The organism is Enterobacter sp. 241F3, assembly GCF_034106785.1.
Classification (GTDB): Bacteria; Pseudomonadota; Gammaproteobacteria; order Enterobacterales; family Enterobacteriaceae; genus Enterobacter; species Enterobacter vonholyi.
Genome location: NZ_JAWNDD010000008.1, coordinates 128,490 through 144,828 on the forward strand (window position 1 = coordinate 128,490; position 16,339 = coordinate 144,828).

The 16,339-nt window shown below is 56.5% G+C and carries 16 protein-coding genes; 3 read left to right on the top strand and 13 right to left on the bottom strand.

Annotated elements, in window-relative coordinates:
• Positions 1-4 precede the first annotated feature (4 nt).
• The 11 genes from phnK to UR504_RS18755 all read right to left on the bottom strand — a co-directional run bounded on the left by phnK (position 5) and on the right by UR504_RS18755 (position 8,128).
• Positions 5-760: a phosphonate C-P lyase system protein PhnK gene (gene phnK, locus UR504_RS18705; protein ID WP_302237847.1), complete on the bottom strand. Its 756-nt coding sequence runs from the start codon at positions 758-760 to the stop codon at positions 5-7.
• Positions 757-1,602 (bottom strand): alpha-D-ribose 1-methylphosphonate 5-phosphate C-P-lyase PhnJ, encoded by an 846-nt coding sequence (locus tag UR504_RS18710; protein WP_048990321.1) that lies wholly within the window; start codon positions 1,600-1,602, stop codon positions 757-759. Before UR504_RS18710 ends, phnK begins: the two co-directional genes overlap by 4 nt.
• Positions 1,595-2,659 (bottom strand): carbon-phosphorus lyase complex subunit PhnI, encoded by a 1,065-nt coding sequence (locus UR504_RS18715; RefSeq protein WP_302237844.1) that lies wholly within the window; start codon positions 2,657-2,659, stop codon positions 1,595-1,597. Before UR504_RS18715 ends, UR504_RS18710 begins: the two co-directional genes overlap by 8 nt.
• Positions 2,659-3,243: a phosphonate C-P lyase system protein PhnH gene (gene phnH, locus UR504_RS18720; RefSeq protein WP_127729318.1), complete on the bottom strand. Its 585-nt coding sequence runs from the start codon at positions 3,241-3,243 to the stop codon at positions 2,659-2,661. The genes UR504_RS18715 and phnH overlap by 1 nt, the downstream gene beginning before the upstream one ends.
• Positions 3,240-3,692: a phosphonate C-P lyase system protein PhnG gene (gene phnG, locus UR504_RS18725; RefSeq protein ID WP_302237842.1), complete on the bottom strand. Its 453-nt coding sequence runs from the start codon at positions 3,690-3,692 to the stop codon at positions 3,240-3,242. Before phnG ends, phnH begins: the two co-directional genes overlap by 4 nt.
• Positions 3,693-4,418 (bottom strand): phosphonate metabolism transcriptional regulator PhnF, encoded by a 726-nt coding sequence (phnF, locus tag UR504_RS18730; protein ID WP_023326523.1) that lies wholly within the window; start codon positions 4,416-4,418, stop codon positions 3,693-3,695. It lies immediately after the preceding gene.
• A 20-nt stretch (positions 4,419-4,438) separates the two neighbouring features.
• Complete coding sequence (phnE, locus tag UR504_RS18735; RefSeq protein ID WP_274241803.1) at positions 4,439-5,218, bottom strand: phosphonate ABC transporter, permease protein PhnE; 780 nt, start codon at positions 5,216-5,218, stop codon at positions 4,439-4,441.
• 50 nt (positions 5,219-5,268) lie between these two features.
• Complete coding sequence (phnD, locus tag UR504_RS18740) at positions 5,269-6,285, bottom strand: phosphonate ABC transporter substrate-binding protein (protein WP_271369625.1); 1,017 nt, start codon at positions 6,283-6,285, stop codon at positions 5,269-5,271.
• A gap of 24 nt (positions 6,286-6,309) precedes the next feature.
• Positions 6,310-7,098, bottom strand: coding sequence for a phosphonate ABC transporter ATP-binding protein (gene phnC / locus UR504_RS18745; RefSeq protein ID WP_136196026.1), 789 nt, complete (start codon positions 7,096-7,098; stop codon positions 6,310-6,312).
• A gap of 173 nt (positions 7,099-7,271) precedes the next feature.
• Positions 7,272-7,712, bottom strand: a complete 441-nt coding sequence (gene yjdN, locus UR504_RS18750; protein WP_115876885.1) for a VOC family metalloprotein YjdN — start codon at positions 7,710-7,712, stop codon at positions 7,272-7,274.
• Positions 7,713-7,792: 80 nt separating this feature from the next.
• A complete protein-coding gene (locus UR504_RS18755; protein WP_111964171.1) occupies positions 7,793-8,128 on the bottom strand; it encodes a zinc ribbon domain-containing protein YjdM in 336 nt (111 codons plus the stop codon).
• Positions 8,129-8,723: 595 nt separating this feature from the next.
• Between UR504_RS18755 and crfC the strand changes: the two genes are divergently transcribed.
• Complete coding sequence (crfC, locus tag UR504_RS18760) at positions 8,724-11,078, top strand: clamp-binding protein CrfC (RefSeq protein ID WP_302237831.1); 2,355 nt, start codon at positions 8,724-8,726, stop codon at positions 11,076-11,078.
• Complete coding sequence (locus tag UR504_RS18765; RefSeq protein WP_111964169.1) at positions 11,075-11,950, top strand: diguanylate cyclase regulator RdcB family protein; 876 nt, start codon at positions 11,075-11,077, stop codon at positions 11,948-11,950. Before crfC ends, UR504_RS18765 begins: the two co-directional genes overlap by 4 nt.
• Before the next feature lie 57 nt (positions 11,951-12,007).
• Here the strand turns inward: UR504_RS18765 and kdgT are convergent, their stop codons facing one another.
• Positions 12,008-13,000 (bottom strand): 2-keto-3-deoxygluconate transporter, encoded by a 993-nt coding sequence (gene kdgT, locus UR504_RS18770; RefSeq protein ID WP_302237827.1) that lies wholly within the window; start codon positions 12,998-13,000, stop codon positions 12,008-12,010.
• Between the two features lie 648 nt (positions 13,001-13,648).
• Between kdgT and proP the strand changes: the two genes are divergently transcribed.
• On the top strand, positions 13,649-15,151 hold the full coding sequence (gene proP, locus UR504_RS18775; RefSeq protein WP_023334221.1) for a glycine betaine/L-proline transporter ProP: 1,503 nt from the start codon (positions 13,649-13,651) through the stop codon (positions 15,149-15,151).
• 33 nt (positions 15,152-15,184) lie between these two features.
• Here proP and UR504_RS18780 read toward each other — a convergent pair whose 3' ends face one another.
• On the bottom strand, positions 15,185-16,138 hold the full coding sequence (locus UR504_RS18780) for a nickel/cobalt transporter (protein WP_115876882.1): 954 nt from the start codon (positions 16,136-16,138) through the stop codon (positions 15,185-15,187).
• Between the last annotated feature and the right edge of the window lie 201 nt (positions 16,139-16,339).

Below are 16,339 nucleotides of genomic sequence, written 5' to 3' on the forward strand. Positions count from 1 at the left end.
CCTCTTAGTTCTGCAACACGGACGACACCAGCAGCTGGGTATAGGGATGGTGGGGATCGTCGAGCACGCGGTCAGTTAACCCACTTTCCACCACCTGGCCCTGCTTCATCACCAGCAGACGGTCCGCCAGCAGGCGCGCCACGCCCAGATCGTGGGTGACAATCACCACCGCAAGGTTCAGTTCCACCACCAGGCCGCGCAGCAGGTCGAGCAGGCGCGCCTGCACCGAGACGTCCAGCCCGCCGGTGGGTTCATCCATAAACACCAGCTTCGGATGGGTGACCAGGTTGCGGGCAATCTGCAGGCGCTGCTGCATCCCACCGGAGAAGGTCGTCGGCAGGTCGTCGATGCGCGAGGCGGGGATTTCCACCTCTTCAAGCCAGTGCTGGGCGGTGGCGCGGATATTGCCGTAGTGGCGCGCGCCGGTGGCCATCAGGCGTTCGCCAATATTGCCCCCTGCAGAGACCTGACGGCGCAGGCCGTCCATCGGGTGCTGATGCATCACGCCCCACTCGGTGCGCAGCAGGCGGCGGCGCTCGGCCTCGCTCATGCCGTAGAGGGAGTGTCCCTGGTAGAGTATCTCGCCGTGTTGCGGCGTCAGGCGCGCGGAGATGGATTTCAGCAGGGTGGTTTTGCCGGAGCCAGACTCGCCGACAATGCCCAGCACTTCGCCCGGCCACAGCTCGAACGACACGTCGCTAAAGCCTTTGCCCGGAGCATACAGGTGGGTCAGGTTATTAACCGAAAGCAGCGGTTTCATTGGCCGTTCGCCTCGCTCTGTTGGCGGCAAAAATCGGTGTCGGAGCAGACAAACATCCGTTTGCCCGTGTCATCCAGCACCACTTCATCCAGATAGCTGTGTTTGGATCCGCAGATGGCGCACGGCTCGTCCCACTCCTGCACCGTAAACGGGTGATCGTCGAAATCCAGGCTTTCCACGCGGGTGTAAGGCGGAACGGCGTAGATGCGTTTTTCGCGCCCGGCGCCGAAAAGCTGCAGGGCCGGCATCATGTCCATCTTCGGGTTATCGAATTTTGGGATTGGCGACGGGTCCATCACGTAGCGCCCGTTCACCTTCACCGGGTAGGCGTAGGTGGTGGCGATATGGCCGAAGCGGGCGATATCCTCATACAGCTTCACCTGCATCACGCCGTACTCTTCCAGCGCGTGCATGGTGCGGGTTTCAGTTTCGCGCGGCTCGATAAAGCGCAGCGGCTCCGGAATCGGCACCTGGAAAATCAGAATCTGATCTTCAGCGAGCGGGGTTTCCGGAATGCGGTGGCGGGTCTGGATCAGCGTCGCGTCTTCGGTTTTTTCCGTGGTCGCGACGCCCGTTACCCGCTGAAAGAAGCTGCGGATCGATACGGCGTTGGTGGTGTCGTCGGCGCCCTGGTCGATGACCTTCAGTACGTCCGCCTCGCCGATCACGCTGGCGGTAATCTGAATGCCGCCCGTGCCCCAGCCGTAGGGCATCGGCATTTCGCGGCCGCCGAAGGGCACCTGATAGCCCGGAATCGCCACCGCTTTAAGTATCGCTCGGCGGATCATGCGTTTGGTTTGCTCATCCAGATAGGCAAAGTTGTAGCCGCTTAAGTTAGCCATGTTTGCGCTCCCGTTGCAGGCGTTTCAGCAGTTCCAGTTCGGCCTGGAAATCGACGTAGTGCGGCAGCTTGAGGTGCGAGACGAAGCCCGCAGCTTCGACGTTATCCGCGTGGGCCAGCACAAACTCTTCGTCCTGCGCCGGGCCTGCAACGTGCTCGCCGTAGTCGGGTGCCTGCAGGGCGCGGTCGACCAGCGCCATGGCCATGGCCTTGCGCTCGCCGAGGCCGAATACCAGCCCGTAGCCGCGGGTAAAGTGCGGGTCTTCATTTTCAGGCGCGACAAAACCGTTCACCATTTCGCATTCGGTCATCAGCAGTTCGCCGACGTTCACAGCAAAACCCAGCTCTTCCGGCACGATTTCGACGTCGATATAGCCGCTGCGAATTTCGGCGGCAAACGGGTGGTTGCGCCCGTAGCCGCGCTGGGTGGAGTAGGCTAGCGCCAGCAGATAGCCTTCGTCGCCGCGCATCAGCTGCTGCAGGCGAGACGAGCGCGAGCACGGGTAAACCGGCGGCGTGCGGGTGATGTCATCCGGCTGCGCGCCAGAATCTTCTTCCGCCTTCGCCAGGCCCTGTTTTGCCAGCAGGCTGAAGACGTGCGGAGACGGTTCCTGTTCGGCATCGGAGGTGCTGAGCGTCGGCGCTTCGCCGTTCGCCAGCAGGGTAAAATCCAGCAGGCGGTGGGTGTAGTCGTACGTGGGGCCAAGCAGCTGGCCGCCGGGAATGTCTTTATAAACGGCAGAAATGCGGCGTTCCAGGCGCATCTCCGCCGTGTTCACCGGCTCGCTTACCGCCAGTTTGGCAAGCGTGGTGCGGTAAGCGCGCAACAGGAAGATCGCTTCCACGTTATCGCCGCTGGCCTGCTTCAGGGCCAGCGCCGCCAGCTCGCGGTCGGCGATGCCGCCTTCGGTCATCACCCGGTCGACGGCGAGGTTTAGCTGCTGCTCGATTTGGGCCACGCTCAGCTCAGGGAGCTGTTCATCGCCCCGTCGTTTGTGCGCCTGCAGCGCATGGGCGGCGGCGATAGCCTTCTCGCCCCCTTTGACGGCAACGTACATCAGCACACCTCCACGTGGGTGGTCCGCGGGATGGCCAGCAGGCGCTCGCCGCAGGTCAGGATCAGGTCAATGCCCAGCGGGAACGGGTGCGGGCGCTCGGTCAGCTCGTGAATGATGCACTCCGGCAGCTGCGGCGCAACCATGCGCTCATCGGCGATGCCTGCCCCCGTCAGGCGCAGCATGCGGCCGCCGCTCAGGCTGGTGACCTGCAAAATCAGCGTGGCGCTGGTTTCCGGAGCGACGGCGGAGCCTTCGCTCAGGGCATTCAGCTGTTCATGACTGATTTGTTCGTCGGCCACGGCAAAGATTGCCTGCTGCGGCTGTTCAACCAGCGGGGCGCCGGTGTGAAAACGCAGATTCTGGCTGGCGATATCGTTAGACAGGGCGCCCGAAAGCCATACCGGGGTATCGTTGTCGGCCAGGGTCAGCAGCACGCTGGTGGTCGCAAGGTTCAGCGGCAGCCAGCCCTGAGAGAGCTGGTGCAGCGAGACAATCACGCCCGGCTCGCTCATGGCTTTCAGCAGGCGACGAAAACTGTGTTGGGCATCCTGAACGGCCAGGGTAAAAGCGGGTTGAAGCGTCATGCGTTGTCTCCGCGAACGAGCGTAAAGAAGTCGACCCGGCTGGTATTCACTTCGGCCTGACGCGCGACAAGACGTGCGGCGCGGTCGGCCTCCAGCGGGGAAATAAGGGTTTCCATCAGCGTCTGGAAATGCGGTTGTTCCTGTAAAAGCGCGTCGATGACCGCGCAGCGCTCGGCGTGCGCTTTTTCACGCCCCAGCACGTAGCCGTAGCCCAGCGTGCCGCTGTGCAGGCGGATCGCTGCGCGGGTGAGGGTGGCATCTCCGGCGAAGAAGCGCTCGCCGGTGCCGCCCATGCGCGCCTGGATCTGAACGAGGCCGATCTCCGGTGCGCGAAGGGTGTCGTAGTCTGGCGTCAGGCTGAGCGCGTTCATGCGGGCAGCCAGCGCAGCAGGCTGGCTGTGGGCCAGCACGCGCATCCAGCGCTGTCGGGTGGCGGTGTCGAAGTGCATTCAGTGCTCCATGGTGAATTCGATCATGTCGGCGCGGGTCAGGCTGACTGAGTATTCCGTCGCGTCGATCTCGCCGTCACGGTGGTTGAGGGTGCGCACGCAGAGCAGCGGGGCCATATTGGGAATTTCGAGTACTTTGCTCTCTTTCGCCTGCGCGCGGCGGGCGCTGATGCGCGTCTGGGTGCGTTTCAGCGCAATGCCTGTCGCATTCTGGAGAAAATCATGCAGCGATCCGCTGGAGAAATTCTGCAGCACCGGCCAGAGGGTGAGGTCCGCGAAGTAGTGATCGATCTGGCACACCGCCACGCCGTTGACGCGGCGCAGCGTGCGCAGGTGGATGACGTTGTCGCCCTCCTGAATACCCAGCGCGTCCGCCACGTGGCTGGAGGCCGGTCTTAATACCGAGAGCAGCTTTTCGCTGGTCGGATGGCTGCCCTGATCCAGCAGGTTCTGGCTAAAGCGCGCCTGGGCGTTCAGCGGGTAGTCGAACGGGCGCATCAGCACCAGCACGCCCACGCCCTGACGGCGCTGCACCCAGCCGCGCTCGACCAGCTGGTCAATGGCGCGGCGGAGGGTATGGCGATTGACTTCATAGCGGTCGGCAAGCTGCTGCTCGGCAGGGAGGTAGTCTCCGCAGCGGTAGTGCGTGCGCAGCTCCACTTCGAGCTTTGCCGCAATCTCTTGCCATCGGGTGGGGTAACTGGTCGGATGTCTGGATAAGTGCATAGAAAACAAAGCCTCGCTTCTCAGATGAAGTGCTTACGCAAACGTTGAGAGAGGAAATCCAGCAGGCTGACGGTGACGATGATGAGCGCCATCAGGGCGCAGGTTTGCTGGAACTGGAAACCGCGAATCGCTTCCCACAGGGTGACGCCAATCCCGCCTGCGCCGACCATGCCGACCACGGTGGCGGAGCGGACGTTGGACTCAAAGCGGTACAGGGAGTAGGAGATCAGCAGCGGCATCACCTGAGGCAGAACGCCGTAGAGGATCTCTTCGATTTTATTGGCACCCGTGGCGCGGATGCCTTCCACCGGACCGGGTTCAATGGCTTCGACCGCCTCGGAGAGCAGCTTGGAGAGCACGCCGGTGGTGTGGATGAACAGCGCCATGACGCCCGCGAACGGACCCAGGCCGACGGCGACCACGAACAGCATCGCAAAGACCATTTCGTTGATGGCGCGGCAGGCGTCCATCAGGCGGCGCATGGGTTGGTATACCCACCACGGCACGATGTTTTCGGCGCTCATCAGGCCAAACGGAACGGAGAGAATGACGGCAAGCGCGGTGCCCCAGACGGCGATTTGCAGGGTGACCGCCATTTCGCTGAGGTAGTCCTGCCACTGGCTGAAGTCCGGCGGGAAGAAGTCGGCGGCGAAGGTCGCCATGTTGCCCGCGTCTTTGAAGAGCAGCAGCGGATCCATTTCCGCGCCCTTCCAGGAGATAACCAGCACCGCCAGCAGGATGGCCCAGCTTATGAGCGAGAACCAGCTGCGCTTTGGCGGCGGGAGAGTGATGGTTTGCATGTTGGCTCCTTAATCTGTTCTCCCTCTCCCTCAAGGGAGAGGGGACAAAGTTACTGCACCGCTTTATTCACGCTGGTCATCGCGCCGAGCGCGGCGGTCAGGCGGTCGAGGTCTTCAAGCTGGGCCTGAATCTCGGCCACTTTGCTGGTCTTTTCCTCGTCCTTCAGTCCCTTGTTGTCCTTGACGCCCTGCATCTCTTTAAACAGCGCCAGCTGGCGAATCGGAACCAGCTGCAGGTCGCTTGACGGGCGGAACGGTGCCCAGCCCAGACGTTCGAGAACCGCTTTCTCTTCCGGCGTTTTGCCATAGGTCATAAAGAAGTCGTACACCTTGTCCTTGGTGCTTTCGGACAGGTTTTTACGCCACACGATCGGGTCGCCCGGGATCAGCGGCGATTTCCAGATAACCTTGATCTCTTTAAGCTTGTCCGGCGCTGAGGTTTTCAGCTTGTCGAGGTTCTCAGTGTTGTTGGTGGCAACGTCCACCTGCTTGTTGGCCACGGCCAGCGCGTTGGTTTCATGGCTGGCGTTTACGGTGCGCTTGAAGTCGCTGGCGGAGGCGTTGTTTTTGGCGAAGACGTAGTAGCCAGGGACAAGGTAGCCGGAGGTAGAGTTCGGGTCGCCGTTGCCGAAGGTCAGCTCTTTGCGTTTGGCGAGCATGTCATTGAGGTTGTTGATCGGGCTGTCTTTGTTGACGATCAGCACGCTCCAGTAGCCAGGGGAGCCATCGGCCGCGACGGTCTGGGCAAAGACCTGGCCGTTCGCTCGGTCCACCGCTTCCATGGCGGAGAGGTTGCCGTACCAGGCGATGTCCACTTTATTAAAGCGCATCCCCTGGATGATGCCCGCATAGTCCGGGGCGAAGAAGGCGTTCACTTTGATCCCCAGTTTGGTTTCCATATCTTTCAGGAACGGTTCCCACTGAGGCTTCAGGTTCTGCTGTGATTCCGTCGAAATAATGCCGAAGTTCAGCGCTTTTTCCTGCTCTTCCGCATACGCTGGGCTTAACAGGGTGCTGATGCTGAACATGCTGGTAAAGGCCAGCGCGGCAACGGCTTTGTAGCTCATGTACTTTCCTCGGATCGGGTTTAATTAAGCAGCCTGCGCGTTCTCTTCGACGCGGTTAATGCTGCGGTAGAGATGGTCAAAACGTTCGTTATCAAACTGATGGCTCGCGCCATCAAAGAACACGTGCCCCTGACGCAGGGCGACGATGCGCTCGCAGTAGCGCAGGGCGTAATCCACCTGATGCAGCGTGACCACCACGGTGATGCCGTCGTTCTGGTTAATGTCGCGCAGGGTCTCCATCACGATGCGGGCGGACTCCGGGTCCAGCGAGGCGATGGGTTCGTCAGCAAGAATGATTTGCGCTTTCTGCATCAGCGCGCGCGCAATCGCCACGCGCTGCTGTTGCCCACCGGACAGGGTGGAGACGCGCTGGTGGGCGAAGTGCGCCATGCCGACGCGGGTCAGCGCCTGCAAGGCTTCCTGCTTCTGGGAAGGGGAGAACCAGCGCAGACAGGTGCGCCAGAACGGGGTGCTGCCGAGCGCGCCAATCAGCACGTTCTCCAGCACCGTCAGGCGGTTTACCAGGTTGAACTGCTGGAAGATGTAGCCCGTCTGGGCGCGGCTCTTGCGGATATCGCTCGCCAGACGCCCGGCGCGCTGTACGGTATTACCCAGCAGCTCGACGTGGCTTTCCGGCGTTTTATCACCGGTGATAAGCCCGCTCAAATGGCGCAGAAGGGTAGATTTACCCGAGCCAGAAGGCCCGAGAAGCGCCACCATGTCGCCCTGCCGGACGGTCAGATCAACGGCATGCAGAGCCTTGTTGTGATTGAAGGTCTTGCTCAGTTTCTCGACGCGGATGACGGTTTGCATGTGCTGGGCCTCACGATAAATGTGGCCTCATGCTGGCGCATCAATATGACATTTGGGTTAAGTGCAGGTTGCGGGAGTTTGAAGAGTTGAAGTGAAAGCGATGACAGTTACTGTAGGCCCGGTAAGCGCAGCGCCACCGCGCGCTTTTGCTGGCTGCGCTGCGCGTGTCCTGCCTACGACGTTTGTTGCTTAACGACGTTAATCATCCACGGCACGCCGTACTTATCGGTGACTCTACCAAAACCATGTGCCCAGAAGGTTTCCTGCCAGGCCATGTCGATGTTCCCGCCCGCGGCGAGGTTGTCGAACCAGCGTTTGCCTTCATGGACGTCCTGGGTGTCAAGCACCAGCGTAAAACCCGCGTACTGTGCGTTGCTGCCGGGCGGCATCCCGTCGCTCATCATGATATCGCTGCCCGCAATGCGGACGTTGGAGTGGGCGATAGCCGAATCCGGAAATTGCATACCGGACGGACAGCCTTCTTCGCTGTTATCGCTTTTTGGCATTTCACCGAAGGTGATTTTATAGAGAAGTTCTGCGCCGACGGCTTGCTGGTAAAAGGCGGTGGCCTCAGCGCAGTTGCCGGCAAAAGAGATGTAGGGACTTAACGGCATAATCTTTACCTCACGTAAGATAAGCCCGTTAAGTGTAGTGCCCGAAAGCCCGGTAAGCGAAGCGCCACCGGGCGGGTAAATCAGTTCTTTTTCACAAACTCTGATTTCAGCTTCATCGGACCGAAGCCGTCAATTTTGCAGTCGATATTATGATCGCCTTCAACCAGACGGATATTCTTCACTTTGGTGCCGATCTTCAGCATGGAAGAGCTGCCTTTCACTTTCAGATCTTTAATCACGGTGACGCTGTCGCCGTCCGCCAGCAGATTGCCGTTCGCATCTTTGACGACAAGTGCATCAGCATCGTTTGATGGTTCGGCATCATTCCATTCATGAGCGCATTCCGGGCAGATGAACATGCCATTATCTTCATAGGTGTATTCAGAATTGCATTTTGGGCAGTGTGGGAGTGACATATCGGTATCCTCAAAAAGTGTAAACGCGCTGGAAAGTGCCAGCTAAATGACGGCAGCGTGCCGAAAAAGGCGGCAAGTATAGCGCAAATCCACACGTTTGTCGGTGACATTGTGAATTAAAAAAATGCAAAAAACGTATCGGGAGTGACACTTCCTGTCAGTCAGTTAAGCGATGCTTACCTCATTAACACGGTGGGAAGAAATGACGCTAAATATATCGAATATTTTATTGCGGCAAATTGCTACGTTCCTTCATTTCGGATAAGGTGAAGCGACACATTGTTATTTATCTCTGGACTTCGCTGCTCTACATATCTTATGGCAGTGGGGTATTACCTCTCTTTTTAGGGGGGAAATAATGATGATATATCCTGAAGTTTCTTAAAAATGGGCTACGCTTTTTTTCTTTTGGCTGTCAGGCCAGGAGGGAAGCTATACACGCCATGCAAGGATAGTGAATTATTTCTGATTATCATCAATCAGTTATATTTCGGCGAACATGTTTTCCACACGTAATCATATAAGCCTGAACAACATAATTAATACCAGTGGCTTAATAAAAGTAATAAATTTGCGTTAAGGAAAGGCTTTTATCATGCACACACAGACCATTTTTGAATTAAGCCAGGAAGCTGAACGTTTGCTACAGCTCGCCCTGCAAAATCTTGATACGTTGAAATCAATGCCGACTGCGATGCTGGAGAGCACCGCGGCTGCTATTACGGGTGAAAAGAACAACGTTTTACCTTTGCATTTTAGCGCGCGCGGCGTCGAAGCGCAGCAGGCGATGCTGAATAATGAATTACGAAAAATAACCCGGCTGGAAATGGTCCTGGCCATTGTGGGCACCATGAAGGCGGGAAAATCAACCACCATTAATGCGATTGTGGGGACCGAAGTGTTGCCGAATCGCAATCGTCCGATGACGGCACTTCCTACCCTGATTCGCCACACGCCGGGTCAGAAGGAGCCGGTGCTGCATTTCTCGCATGCCTCGCCCATTGATGAATTGATCCAACTGCTCCAGAAAAAGCTATGCGATTACGACCGCGGGAAGCTGGCTCAGCGTCTGGAAATTGATAAAGACATGAATACGCTGCTGGAGCGCATTGAAAAAGGGGAAGCGTTTGAGAAGCATCACCTGGGCGCACAGCCGATATTTCACTGTCTGAAAAGTCTCAACGACTTGGTGAGGCTTTCCCAGGCATTAGGTGTAGAGTTTCCGTTCTCTGAGTATGCGGCTATCGAACATATCCCGGTAATTGAAGTGGAGTTCGTGCATCTTGCGGGTCTGGATGCTCACCTCGGACAGCTGACGCTGCTCGATACGCCCGGGCCGAATGAGGCCGGACAGCCGCACCTGCAAAAAATGCTCAGCGAGCAGTTGTCCCGCGCGTCGGCGGTGCTGGCCGTGATGGATTATACCCAGCTTAAATCCATCTCTGATGAAGAAGTCCGCCAGGCCATTTCTGCGGCGGGAAAATCCGTGCCGCTGTATGCGCTGGTCAATAAATTCGATCAGAAAGATCGCAATAGCGACGATGAAGAGCAGATCCGGGCGATGATCTCCGGCACCTTAATGAAAGGCAATATTTCGCCTGGCCAGATCTACCCCGTTTCGTCCATGTGGGCCTACCTGGCGAACCGCGCTCGCTACGAGATGAGTACGCACGGACAACTGCCGGATCATCAGGAGCAACCCTGGGTGCAGGATTTTGCTGAAGCTGCGCTTGGACGTCGCTGGCGCACGGCGGACCTGGACGATATCGACCATATTCGTCATTCTGCCGATTTGCTCTGGGAAGATTCGCTATTCGAACAACCGATACGCAAACTGATTTACGCCGCCTATGCCAATGCTTCGCTTTACGCGCTGCGTTCGGCCTCGCATAAGCTGCTTAACTACGCGCAAAATGCCCGGGAGTACCTCGACTTCCGCTATCAGGGATTGACGGTGGCTTTTGAGGCGCTGGAACTGAACATCGCACGTCTGGAAGAGGACATGGCGCTTCTGCAGACGCGTCAGAGCGTGGTGAGCGATGAGGTGAAACATGAGGTTGAAGAGGCTCTGAACGCCACTACGGACTTTATGGGAGCCCAAAAAACTGCGCTTCACCAGGCGATTGGTGAGGTGTTCAGCGCTCAGCATATTCTTGATTTGGCAGGTATCGATCGGCAGAACCTTCGCGGTGACGAGCTGCACGAGCTGAAACAGCTGGTTCTGGAAGATGAAGGGCAGGCGCAGATCGCGCTGAGTAAAATCCGCTCCTCCTGCGAGCTGGTGATGCTGGATGCACAGACGAAGATTTGCCGGGAGCTGGCGTTACGCTTCGACCAGCTTGAATCTACGCTGGCGCGTTCCCTGAACGAAGCCATGCGCCCCATCGAAACGCGTATTAAAGAGCATCTGAGCCATGCGGGTTTTCGGGCGCGGATCAGTTTCCCCGCGTTTCAGGCAAGCCAGCTTAACTTCAATACGCGAGCGCTGTTTAACGATGCGATTGCGCAGGATGACAGCCAGGCAGGCCCCCCATCAGGCGGGAGCAGCATGCGTGAAACAGTCTCTCGTTGGCTCAATAATCCGGGCTGGGGCTGGGATGAGTATGTGGAAACGCGCACGCGCTATGTTATCGATATTGCGCAGCTACATGACAGATTTAAGCAACATATTGAGCTGTTTTGTGAACAAATACGTAAAGCTTTGTCCGCGCAGGTCGATGTCTCTGTTACGGCAGGAATGGCAACGTTCTTTGCAGAATTTTCGTTGTGCCTGACCGGGTTACAGGAAAGCTTGCGTGATAGCCTCGCAGTGCGTCAACAGAATGAGCATTCAACCCGAGCGCTCTGCCAGTTGTTGAAGCAAAGTATTACTACTGCGACGTGGATACAGGAAGATACCCGACTGTTACGCGATGATATTCAAACTCTATTCGCGGCAGAGCAACCATGACAACACCACTACTGGATGGCCCCGGGCGAACGCTGGAGTGTATTAATCCAAAATTTATGGTCGATCTGGTTCAGGGAGTGGACGCGGCGCGTCATCCTCACCTGGGACCTCAACAGCTTCAGTTTCGTGAGCGTTTGACTCAGGAAATCATGACGCATACCCGGCTACGCCCCTGGGCGATGGCGGGTATGCTCAATGAAAATGCGGCGCTGCGCCTGGGGCTGGCGGAAAAACTGGCCGGCATGCTTGACCCGGGTCATCTCGCGCTGACGCTGATGGCAGAGAAACTGATTGCTTTGCGCCAGCAGACGCACCCGCGCGCCCAGCAGTCCCCCGGACTGATGCAGCAGTACGCTGAACTCTCTTCTCATTTTACCCAACGCGCCGCCTGGAAAGAGAAGGCGCTAACCCAGCGCGGGCTGACGGTGCAGGCGGGCGAGCACAGCGAGCAGATTTTTACCCGCTGGCGGGCCGGACATTATGATGGCTGGTCGCTGGCCGGGCGCTGTTTTATCGTCCTGGAAGAGCTGCGCTGGGGGGCATTTGGTGACGCATGCCGCCTCGCGAATGAAGATGTGGCGGCAATGCTTAAGGATAACCTGCGCAGCATGGCGGCTAATTATCTGGCGCAGGGGATCAATGCGTCACCCACGACCCGCCATTTCTATCACCAGTGGCTTACAACGCCGGCCTCTCCGGGCTTAATCGATCATAAAGATATGCTGGGCTGGCTGGGGGACTGGTGTCAGGCGGATCAACATCCGGTGAGCTGGTCAGTGACGCAAAACTGGCAGACCGTCGCGCTGGGCATGCCGCGGCTCTGTTCGGCAAAACGGCTGGTGGACGGGATGGTGGAAGAAATTTTTGGATGAATACCTTATCACCCCGATCCTCTCCCCGAGGGGAGAGGGGATATCTGGTGCGGTGTGTTAATGATTCGCTTCTATTGGCTTCGGTTCAGGCTGGGTCTCATGCATATTCCCGTAGCGCTTCGCATACAGCGCCGTGATGATGGGCACCAGAATCGCGGTGACAATCACGCTCGCGGCAACCAGTGCTGTCGCTGAAGCAGCGACCGGTTCGAAGGCCGGGTTAATCTGAGCAATAATCATCGGGTTTGCGACAGCAGCACCTGCGGCTGAAGAGGCGGCGACGCCCGCCGTGCCGTTTCCTCCTCCGATTACGCGGTCAGCAATAATCAGCGGAATGCCGGTGATGACGATCACGGCGACACCCAGCACAATGCCCAGCAGGCCTGTATCGAGAATGACCTTCAGGTTGATGGTGTTCCCCAGTGCGAAACCGAAGAAAGGGATCAGCACCTGCGTGGCTTTGCTGAAGAAATCACGCAGATCGCGATCGAGATTGCCAAGGGCGAAACCGACCAGGAAGGGCAGGATCGCGCCGACAAAGTGGTGGGGTTCAAACGAGGCCAGGCCAGCAGACCCCAGGATCAGCATCGTCATTAATGGGCCGGACTCCAGTGACATCAACACAAATGCGCCGGACTCTTCTTTCGTTCCGTACTGGTTCATCAGGCTGGCGTATAATCCGCCGTTGGTCATGTCCATCGCCGAGACAATTGCCAGGACCGATAATCCCGCGAAGAACCCGGTCTGAATTCCATTCTCTGGAATGAACATTGCGCATATCATTGCCGCCGCCCAGGCTACCGCTATTTTGGTTATCACCAGCGTTCCGGATTTCCGTAATACGGTACCCGTTGCCCGCAAATTAATGGACGCGCCGATACAAAAAAACCAGACGGCAAGAATCGGAACCGTGCCCGTTATCATGCCTTTAGTGAAACCGCCAAAATAAGCTCCGGTATTGGGAGCAAGGGTATTCAGGATCGCGCCCAGCACCAGCGGAACCAGCATCATACCGCCAGGAATGCGTTCTATCGTGGCTTTAATCTTCATAGACAAACCTCACATCGGATCCCGCAGCACGGGGGATAGGTGTTAAAAATTAGTCAATAAATTCAATTGATTGCTCTTATTGCTTGCCGTCTTTTTTCGATGACCCAGCAACATAATTAAATGTGTGCTCGCGATTAGCCTCTTTTGAAAACACATAAAACGTTGTATTCGGATTTATCATGCGATCATTGGAATATTGATTCAATGAAAATAAAACATCGTTTTAGTTATCTTTGTCACATATTCAATGTAAAGCTTGAGGCCGGATCCTTTTGATGAAAATTTATGTAAAGTTGATGTGAATTAACGTGGTTTGTTTTTCTGTTACGAAAGAAATAAAAACGCGCGTGAGGATGTTTTTTAGGGAGGGTAAGGAAGTGCTTATTGGCATTCCTTGACAAAAATTGGACTGAGTTGACCAGACGCAAAAATATATGTGAAGTTGATCACAAATATAAACGCTGGTAGGGTAAAAAGGTCATTAACTGCCCAGGCAGGCGTCAACAGGTTCGGTTGTATCGATGTAAAACGTCAATGTAAGTAAACCTGCTACGCTTGAATAAGGCGATTCGCATGGAGCGGATCCCATGGTTCACAGAACGCATACTGGACTGTGAAACAGACAGGGCCGAGTCAACGAGGATAGCTATGCTGAGAAGGAAAAAGATTAAACCCATCACGCTTCGCGACGTCACCATTATTGATGACGCAAAGCTGCGTAAAGCGATTACCGCAGCCTCGCTCGGTAATGCGATGGAATGGTTCGATTTTGGTGTCTACGGTTTTGTGGCCTATGCGTTAGGTAAAGTGTTTTTCCCCGGGGCCGATCCCAGCCTGCAGATGATTGCCGCACTGGGTACGTTCTCCGTTCCCTTCCTGATTCGCCCGCTGGGCGGTCTGTTCTTCGGTATGCTCGGTGATAAATATGGTCGCCAGAAGATCCTTGCTATCACCATCGTTATTATGTCGATCAGTACATTCTGTATCGGCCTTATACCGTCTTACGCCACCATCGGCATTTGGGCACCCATTCTCCTGCTGATTTGTAAGATGGCCCAGGGCTTCTCCGTAGGCGGTGAATATACCGGTGCCTCGATCTTCGTTGCCGAGTATTCCCCGGACCGTAAGCGCGGTTTTATGGGAAGCTGGCTGGACTTCGGCTCGATTGCCGGGTTTGTCCTGGGGGCGGGCGTCGTGGTGCTGATTTCAACCGTGGTGGGTGAAGATAACTTCCTCGACTGGGGCTGGCGTATTCCGTTCTTCCTGGCATTGCCGCTGGGGATTATTGGCCTCTACCTGCGTCATGCGCTGGAAGAGACGCCCGCGTTCCAGCAGCACGTCGATAAGCTGGAGCAGGGTGACCGCGAAGGGCTGCAGGATGGTCCTAAGGTATCGTTCAAAGAGATTGCCACTAAGCACTGGCGCAGCCTGCTGACCTGTATTGGTCTGGTGATTTCGACCAACGTGACCTACTACATGCTGTTAACCTACATGCCGAGCTATCTGTCGCATAACCTGCACTATTCGGAAGATCACGGTGTGCTGATTATTATCGCCATCATGGTGGGTATGCTGTTTGTGCAGCCGATTATGGGTCTGTTGAGCGACCGTTTTGGTCGTCGACCGTTCATTATTCTGGGAAGCGTTGCGCTGTTTGCTCTGGCAATCCCGGCATTTATTCTTATTAACAGTGATGTGCTGGGGCTGATTTTTGCCGGTCTGCTGATGCTGGCGGTGATCCTTAACTGCTTTATCGGGGTGATGGCCTCAACGCTGCCCGCAATGTTCCCGACCCACATTCGCTACAGCGCGCTGGCCGCAGCCTTTAACATCTCGGTGCTGATTGCCGGTCTGACCCCAACGCTTGCCGCCTCGCTGGTGGAGAGCACACAGAACCTGATGATGCCTGCTTATTACCTGATGGTGATCGCGGTGATTGGTTTGATTACCGGTATTACCATGAAGGAGACGGCAAATCGTCCTCTGAAAGGCGCAACGCCTGCGGCATCGGATATCCAGGAAGCGAAGGAGATCCTGCGTGAGCACTACGATAATGTAGAGCAGAAGATTGAGGATATTGACGCCGAGATTGAAGAGCTGCAGAAAAAACGCTCCCGACTGGTGGATCAGCATCCACGCATCAACGAGTAATAAATAAACCCGCCAACGGCGGGTTTTCTTTTATTAGCATCCGGCAGCGATGTAGTCGCCATTGGCACTGATGGGGATCACCGTCAGGAACAGCACTGTCGCGAACAGGATCAGGACTATCCCTCCGGCTATTTTGACTGCCGGTACCAGCCATCTTAATGAGGCGCTTTCTCCGAACCAGGTCACCGTGCGTTCGCGTGCGTACCTTACAGCCAGGGACAGCCCCACAATAGAGAGGGCGGTTCCCAGAGACATGGTCATGACTGCGGCCACCCCCCAGGTGACAATGCCCAGCGCGTTCGAAAACATCAGAATCATGATCGCCCCGCTGCACGGGCGTGCGCCAATCGCCAGAATCACGCCCAGACGGGTTTTCCAGTCGCCCTGCGTCAGGTCTGTACCTACGCCGTGATGGCTGCAGCCACAGTGTTCGCCGTGCTGATGAAGTGGCTTAATTGCAGAGACAGACATTCTGCGCGGACGCAGACTTTTCAGCGCCTGGTAAATGACAAATGCGCCGAATGCGCCAATAAGCACTGCGCTGATCTTCTCCACATACCAGCGGCTGGTACTAATATCCCCTGAGGCGAGGTTAAATCCTACCGCCAGAATAAAGACAAACAGAATGGCGCTGACGCCCTGCATCAGGCTGCCCAGGAAGGGAACGACCCGGGCGGCCAGCTCGCTTTCCTTATTGGTAGTCAGATAGGTTGTCACAATGAATTTTCCGTGCCCGGGTCCGATGGCGTGAAGGACACCATAAAGGAAAGCCCCCGTTAACAGCCATAATCCTCCGCTGTACTGGTGATTATTAAGCTGCAGCAGATACATCACCAGATAACGGTGCAGGGTAATTTGTGTGGCAAGACACCACTGGATAAAGGCGTTCCAGTGCGTGTGCAGGGTAAAACCGGCACAGAGAATTGCCAGAAGCATCAACCCAGCTGTAGGGAGACGCCAGTCACGGGTGAGGCGTTGTGTGGTCATGATGCGGCCTGCACAGAGGAGAGTATTTGCCGCTAGTATAGTTGATCTTACCGCTCAATTCGTGGGATCGCGTCGGGAACCGTGCATGATTGTGGATAACTTTGTGCATAAAAGGGTATAAGGCGGGGTTTTGCTGGGGAATGCAGCAGTCAGTCATTTTTTTGCAACTTTTCGGTTGCGGTCGTTCGGGAACTCCCTATA

What these genes read in the sequence shown, in the direction of transcription:
- phnK (WP_302237847.1), bottom strand. Translation starts at nt 760, where the DNA reads ATGAAACCGCTGCTTTCGGTTAATAACCTGACCCACCTGTATGCTCCG.
- UR504_RS18710 (WP_048990321.1), bottom strand. Translation starts at nt 1,602, where the DNA reads ATGGCTAACTTAAGCGGCTACAACTTTGCCTATCTGGATGAGCAAACC.
- UR504_RS18715 (WP_302237844.1), bottom strand. Translation starts at nt 2,659, where the DNA reads ATGTACGTTGCCGTCAAAGGGGGCGAGAAGGCTATCGCCGCCGCCCAT.
- phnH (WP_127729318.1), bottom strand. Translation starts at nt 3,243, where the DNA reads ATGACGCTTCAACCCGCTTTTACCCTGGCCGTTCAGGATGCCCAACAC.
- phnG (WP_302237842.1), bottom strand. Translation starts at nt 3,692, where the DNA reads ATGCACTTCGACACCGCCACCCGACAGCGCTGGATGCGCGTGCTGGCC.
- phnF (WP_023326523.1), bottom strand. Translation starts at nt 4,418, where the DNA reads ATGCACTTATCCAGACATCCGACCAGTTACCCCACCCGATGGCAAGAG.
- phnE (WP_274241803.1), bottom strand. Translation starts at nt 5,218, where the DNA reads ATGCAAACCATCACTCTCCCGCCGCCAAAGCGCAGCTGGTTCTCGCTC.
- phnD (WP_271369625.1), bottom strand. Translation starts at nt 6,285, where the DNA reads ATGAGCTACAAAGCCGTTGCCGCGCTGGCCTTTACCAGCATGTTCAGC.
- phnC (WP_136196026.1), bottom strand. Translation starts at nt 7,098, where the DNA reads ATGCAAACCGTCATCCGCGTCGAGAAACTGAGCAAGACCTTCAATCAC.
- yjdN (WP_115876885.1), bottom strand. Translation starts at nt 7,712, where the DNA reads ATGCCGTTAAGTCCCTACATCTCTTTTGCCGGCAACTGCGCTGAGGCC.
- UR504_RS18755 (WP_111964171.1), bottom strand. Translation starts at nt 8,128, where the DNA reads ATGTCACTCCCACACTGCCCAAAATGCAATTCTGAATACACCTATGAA.
- crfC (WP_302237831.1), top strand. Translation starts at nt 8,724, where the DNA reads ATGCACACACAGACCATTTTTGAATTAAGCCAGGAAGCTGAACGTTTG.
- UR504_RS18765 (WP_111964169.1), top strand. Translation starts at nt 11,075, where the DNA reads ATGACAACACCACTACTGGATGGCCCCGGGCGAACGCTGGAGTGTATT.
- kdgT (WP_302237827.1), bottom strand. Translation starts at nt 13,000, where the DNA reads ATGAAGATTAAAGCCACGATAGAACGCATTCCTGGCGGTATGATGCTG.
- proP (WP_023334221.1), top strand. Translation starts at nt 13,649, where the DNA reads ATGCTGAGAAGGAAAAAGATTAAACCCATCACGCTTCGCGACGTCACC.
- UR504_RS18780 (WP_115876882.1), bottom strand. Translation starts at nt 16,138, where the DNA reads ATGACCACACAACGCCTCACCCGTGACTGGCGTCTCCCTACAGCTGGG.